Origin of the sequence: Streptomyces sp., assembly GCF_031178505.1 — a bacterium.
In the GTDB taxonomy this organism is placed as follows: domain Bacteria; phylum Actinomycetota; class Actinomycetes; order Streptomycetales; family Streptomycetaceae; genus Streptomyces; species Streptomyces gulbargensis.
Map to the genome: position 1 here is coordinate 1 of NZ_JAPSIW010000560.1, position 4752 is coordinate 4752.

6 protein-coding genes are annotated in these 4752 nt (G+C 74.2%); 3 read left to right on the plus strand and 3 right to left on the minus strand.

The genetic code is table 11. The features are described 5' to 3' along the window. The first annotated feature begins 239 nt into the window (after positions 1-239). Positions 240-584: a GNAT family N-acetyltransferase gene (locus RIF68_RS27725; protein ID WP_309054036.1), complete on the plus strand. Its 345-nt coding sequence runs from the start codon at positions 240-242 to the stop codon at positions 582-584. A gap of 68 nt (positions 585-652) precedes the next feature. Here RIF68_RS27725 and RIF68_RS27730 read toward each other — a convergent pair whose 3' ends face one another. Together RIF68_RS27730 and RIF68_RS27735 are read right to left on the minus strand one after the other, a co-directional pair. After that, entirely contained in the window at positions 653-1132 is a 480-nt protein-coding gene (locus RIF68_RS27730) for a hypothetical protein (protein WP_309054037.1), read from the minus strand. Between the two features lie 59 nt (positions 1133-1191). After that, positions 1192-2514: a hypothetical protein gene (locus RIF68_RS27735; protein WP_309054038.1), complete on the minus strand. Its 1323-nt coding sequence runs from the start codon at positions 2512-2514 to the stop codon at positions 1192-1194. A gap of 97 nt (positions 2515-2611) precedes the next feature. On the opposite strand from RIF68_RS27735, the gene RIF68_RS27740 reads away from it, so the two are divergent. Then, positions 2612-3277: a 1,4-alpha-glucan branching protein gene (locus tag RIF68_RS27740; protein ID WP_309054039.1), complete on the plus strand. Its 666-nt coding sequence runs from the start codon at positions 2612-2614 to the stop codon at positions 3275-3277. A 72-nt stretch (positions 3278-3349) separates the two neighbouring features. Here the strand turns inward: RIF68_RS27740 and RIF68_RS27745 are convergent, their stop codons facing one another. Further along, on the minus strand, positions 3350-3946 hold the full coding sequence (locus RIF68_RS27745) for a helix-turn-helix transcriptional regulator (protein WP_309054040.1): 597 nt from the start codon (positions 3944-3946) through the stop codon (positions 3350-3352). A 98-nt stretch (positions 3947-4044) separates the two neighbouring features. On the opposite strand from RIF68_RS27745, the gene RIF68_RS27750 reads away from it, so the two are divergent. Further along, positions 4045-4752 (plus strand): MFS transporter (locus RIF68_RS27750; protein WP_309054041.1); only part of this gene is annotated, 708 nt, incomplete at its 3' end.

Genomic DNA, 4752 nt, shown 5'->3' on the forward strand with positions numbered 1-4752 from the left:
GGTACGGGGCCGACCGCGCGGCCCACCAGCAGGGCCAGCACGAACAGCACGCCGAGCAGGAGGAGATAACCGGCCGGTCCGCGCAGCCAGGGCGCGCGCGCCCCGCCCGCGGCGAAGCGCCGTCGTACGTCGTCTTGTGTCCTCATGACGGAGCAGTCGGGCGACCGGCTCCCCGAGTTCCCGCGGGCGGCGGCGGATAGGGTGACGGCGCACCGCACCGCGCTTTCCGAAAGGCCGTCATGAGCGAGCAGACCCCCACCCCGCCGACCGTCCGCCGCGTGGACGATCGGCACCGCTACGAGATCCTCGTCGACGGTGCTCGCGCCGGCCTCACCGCCTACCGTGACCGCGGCGAGCAGCGGGTCTTCTTCCACACCGAGATCGACGACGCCTACGCGGGCCGGGGGCTCGCCCGCGTCCTCGTCCAGGAGGCGTTGACCGACGTGCGCGCGGCGGGCCTGCGGATCGTCCCCGTCTGTCCGTACGTGGCGAAGTTCCTGACCGGACACGAGGAGTTCGGCGACCTCACCGACCGGGTGACCCCGGAGACACTCCAGTGGCTGGACGGCGAACTCGGCCGCTGAGCGGCGTACGGGAGCGGCGCGGGGCCCGGGGGCGACGGTGATCGTCCTCCCCGGGCCCGGCGTTCCCGTCAGCTCAGGACGGAGGAGAAGCTGTCCAGCTGGATCCAGGTCACCTTGTTGGTCGCCTGGGGCCCGTAGACGTTGAGGTGTCCGGACGTGTTGGCCTCGACGCGGACGGCGTTGATGCCCTGGCTGTTGTTGCGCGGGCAGACACCGCGGGTCGTCTTCGGCGGCCGGATGGTGGCGGGCAGCGTGCCGAGCCGGCCGTCCGCGGCGAAGTCGCAGGTGACCGCGCCCCGCAGCTGGAGGAAGTCGGTCCCCGCGATCCGTACGACGCGGGCCTGCGGGGGCTGGTTGGTCTGGGGGGTGACGGTCGGCTCCAGGGCGATCGGCGTCCAGTCGACGACGACCTGGCAGCCCTCGGCCGTCTCGGCGGCGGCGGGCGCGGCCGACAGCAGCGGGGCTCCGACGGCGACGGCGGGGGCGGCCAGCGCGGCGGTGAGCAGCGAACGGCGGCTGGTGGCGGGCCGGGACGGGCTGGGGGTCATGTGCAGTCCTCCGGGGGTGACGGTAGAGGCGGGCAGAGGGGCGGGGGAGGGGGGCCGGGTCACCGCCAGGCCACCGAGACGCCGTCGAGGTCGATCCAGGTCACGGCGCTGTCGGTGGTGGCGCCGTACGCCCACAGCGCGCCGTGGACGTCCGCCTCGACGCGGCACACGCAGCGTCCGGCGCTGTTGTTGCGGGGCACGTTCTGGCGGGTGGGGTGCGTCGGGCGCAGCCGGTGCGGCAGTGTGCCGATCCGGGCGTCCGCCGTCAGGCCCGGGCTGCACGTCACGGTTCCGCGCAGCTGGAGGTAGGTCGTCCCGGCGAGGGCGACGAGCCGTCCGCGCGGCGGCTGGGCGCCGGGGGAGACGCCTGGCTGGAGCTCCAGGTCCTCCCAGTCCTGGAGCACCTTGACCCCGCCGACCGCCGGCCTCGTCGGATACCAGCCGATCGTGACGTCGCGCGAACCGGTGGTCCCGGGCACCGTGTTGCTGAACCCGAAGAGGAGCCGGGTCTCGCCCGTCGCCGGGTCCACCTCGGCGGCGACGCCCTCGGGCTCGCGCCGCGTCAGGCCGTCCGCGTTGGTCACCACCTGCCGGTCGAGGCGCGCACCGGTGCTCCAGGAGTAGGAGGTGAGGAAGGCGATCCCCGGGAACTCGCTCGGCACCGTCTCCGGGTGGTTCTCCTTGTCGTACGGGGCCCACTGATAGTGGTAGACGACGTCGCCGAGAGCGGTGAACCCCTGCGAGACCAGCTTCGGCTGCAGCGGGTACGGGGACGGCACGGCGGGGGTGACGTCCTCCCCGTCGGGCATGACGAACGTCGTCCCCACCGGCGTCCAGGTGCCGGCGGCGGCCGCCGCCGCGTCGTACCGGGTGAAGTGACGCCGGCCGTCCTTGTGGTACATGACGGTCAGCAGCTTGTTCACCGGGTCGAGCGAGGGGCCGGTGCCGGCGGTGCTGCCGGGCGGCGTGAACTTCCTCTCCTGCGGGACGAGCGCCCCGTCGAGGACCGCGCCGTTCTCGAACCGGAACCGGGTGACGGCCTTCCCGAAGGTGGTGCCGGAGTTCGTGACGTGCAGCGGCCCGACCTCGGTCCAGAGGTACGTGTCGGCCCCGACGGGCTCGGCGCCCATGGACAGTCCGTGCCCGAACCCCTTGAGCTGCATCGACCCCGTCACCACGCCGGTCAGCCGGTCGATGCGGTTGAGGTACAGGTTGCCCTGCGGGGCCGTCGCCGCACTCTCCACCTGGAGCACGAAGAGGTGCCCGTTCACGGTGTCCGTGGCGATGGCCTGCGGTGCCGGGCCCTTGACCAGATCGACGGTCTGGACGAGCCGCCCGGAGACGCCGGACAGATCGACGCCGTTGGCGTCCGTGTATCCCATGTTCTCTCCCCCGGGACCCCCTCGGATCCCTTTCACGGAAGAGAAGATCATCACATGTTACGTTGCCGGCCTCGCACCGGAGGAGAGGGAGACCGCCATGGCCGTCATTCACCGCACCACCCTGCAGCCCACCAAGCTGGAGCTCCTCGCCGCCTGGCTCCCCACCCGGGCGTGGTACTCCGCCGCCGTGGCCGCGCCCGAGAAGGCCGGAGGCTTCCGGCTCGACGACCCGGCGGGAGAGGTCGGCATCGAGTTCATGGTCGTGGGCGACGCCGGACGACCGGACGACGCCCCCCACCTGGTGCCCATGACGTACCGCGCCGCCCCGCTGGACGGAGCCGAGGACGCCCTGATCGGCACCGCCGAACACGGCGTGCTCGGCAAGCGCTGGATCTACGACGGCACCCACGACCCCGTCCTCGTCACCGAGCTGTACGCCCTGCTCTCCGGCCGGGCCGAACCGCAGGCCCAGTCCGAGTCCGACACCCCCGACCCCACGGTCCACGCCTCCCTGCGCGGCGCGGCGGCCGGCGGCACCGTCCTGGAACTCCTCCGCGTGGTGGACGGCGCCGACCGCACCGACATGGTCGTCCGGACCTCCGACGCGGCGGAGCCCGTCACCCTGCGCCTCCGCCGCGTCCTCGGCACCGCCGCCGGCGACACCCCGGCACGCGGCACGGTCACCGCCGGCTGGCGCCTGTCCGACGGCACCACCGCCCGCGGCCCGTACGTCCTCGTCCCCGAGGACGCCGAGGCCCGCTGACCCGGCCCGTCCACCGCGCGCTCCGGCACGGCGCCCGGCCGGTTCCCCGGCCGGCCGCCGTGCCGGGCTCGTTCACCCGCCGTTGCCGTTGCCGTTGCCGTCCCCGGCGCCCGTGCGGACGACGGCCTGGTCGCCGTGCGGGCCGAACAGGTGCAGGATCTCCACCGGCTCCGCACCGGCCGGCCCGAACCAGTGCGGCTCCGCCGTGTCGAACTCGGCCACCTCGCCGGGCCGCAGGACGGTCTCCCGCCCGCCCAGGACGAGCCGCAGCTCGCCGGCGAGCACGTACAGCCACTCGTAGCCCGCGTGCGTCACCAGCCGGGGCTCCCGCCGCGCCAGCACCTGCTTGAACACCTGGACCCGCCCCGGGTACTGCGTCAGCGGGACGAGAACGCTCCCGCGATCCCGCCGCACGGGCCGCAGATGGACCCGCGGGTCACCGGTCGCGGGTGCGGCCACGAGCTGGTCGAGCGCCACCCGGTGCGCCCGGGCGAGCGGGATCAGCAGGTCGAGCGTCGGACGCCGCACCCCCGACTCCACCCGCGACAGGGTGCTCACGGAGATCCCGGTCTCCTCCGCCAGCGCTTCGAGGGTGAGCCCGCGGTCGTGTCGCAGCGCCCGCAACCGGGGCCCGATGCCGTCGAGGATCCGTGCCAGTTCGGCGTCCATGCCCACCATTTTGCGGCCTTCGCAAAGTCCCTGGCCGCCCGGGCCCCGCCGCTCCGAGGATGACGGCGCACGAACCCGTACGACGGAAGGCGAACACCGTGTCCACGCTCTCCCCGCCCGCACCCGCCCCCCTGAGCTCCCGCCGACGCTGGACGGTCCTCGCCGTCTGCGCGCTCGGCATGTTCCTCGTCGGCCTCGACACCACCGTCGTCAACGTCGGCCTGCCGGCCGTCGGCCGCGGCCTGGACACCGACACCCGCGGCCTCGCCTGGATCGTGGACTCCTACACCGTCGTCCTCGCCGGGCTCCTCGTCGTCTCCGGCGCGCTCGCGGACCGCTTCGGCCGGCGCCGCGTCTTCCGGACCGGCCTCGTCGTCTTCGGCCTGGCCTCCCTCGCCTGCGCCGCCGCCCCCACCCTCGGCGTGCTCGTCGCCGCCCGAGCCGTCCAGGGCGCCGGCGCGTCCATGCTCAGCCCCGTCGCCCTCGCGATCGTCGTCGGCGTCATGCCCGACCCGAAGGAGCGGGCCCGGGCGATCGGCGTCTGGGCCGCCGTCTTCGGCCTCAGCATGGCGGCGGGCCCCGTCACCGGCGGCGCCCTCGTCGCCGCCCTCGGCTGGCGCTCCCTGTTCTGGATCAACGCCCCCGTCATCGCCCTCGCCCTCCTCCTCGTCGCCCGGTACGTCCCCGAATCCCACGGACAGCGCACCCGGCGGATCGATCTGCCCGGCCAACTCCTCCTCGGCGCCGCCCTGTTCCTCACCGTCGGGATCCTCATCGAAGGCCCGCGCATCGGCTGGGCCTCTCCC

Bases quoted from the DNA above. Each gene is read 5' to 3' on its own strand.
- RIF68_RS27730 (WP_309054037.1), bottom strand. From the start codon at position 1,132: ATGACCCCCAGCCCGTCCCGGCCCGCCACCAGCCGCCGTTCGCTGCTC.
- RIF68_RS27735 (WP_309054038.1), bottom strand. From the start codon at position 2,514: ATGGGATACACGGACGCCAACGGCGTCGATCTGTCCGGCGTCTCCGGG.
- RIF68_RS27740 (WP_309054039.1), top strand. From the start codon at position 2,612: ATGGCCGTCATTCACCGCACCACCCTGCAGCCCACCAAGCTGGAGCTC.
- RIF68_RS27745 (WP_309054040.1), bottom strand. From the start codon at position 3,946: ATGGACGCCGAACTGGCACGGATCCTCGACGGCATCGGGCCCCGGTTG.
- RIF68_RS27725 (WP_309054036.1), top strand. From the start codon at position 240: ATGAGCGAGCAGACCCCCACCCCGCCGACCGTCCGCCGCGTGGACGAT.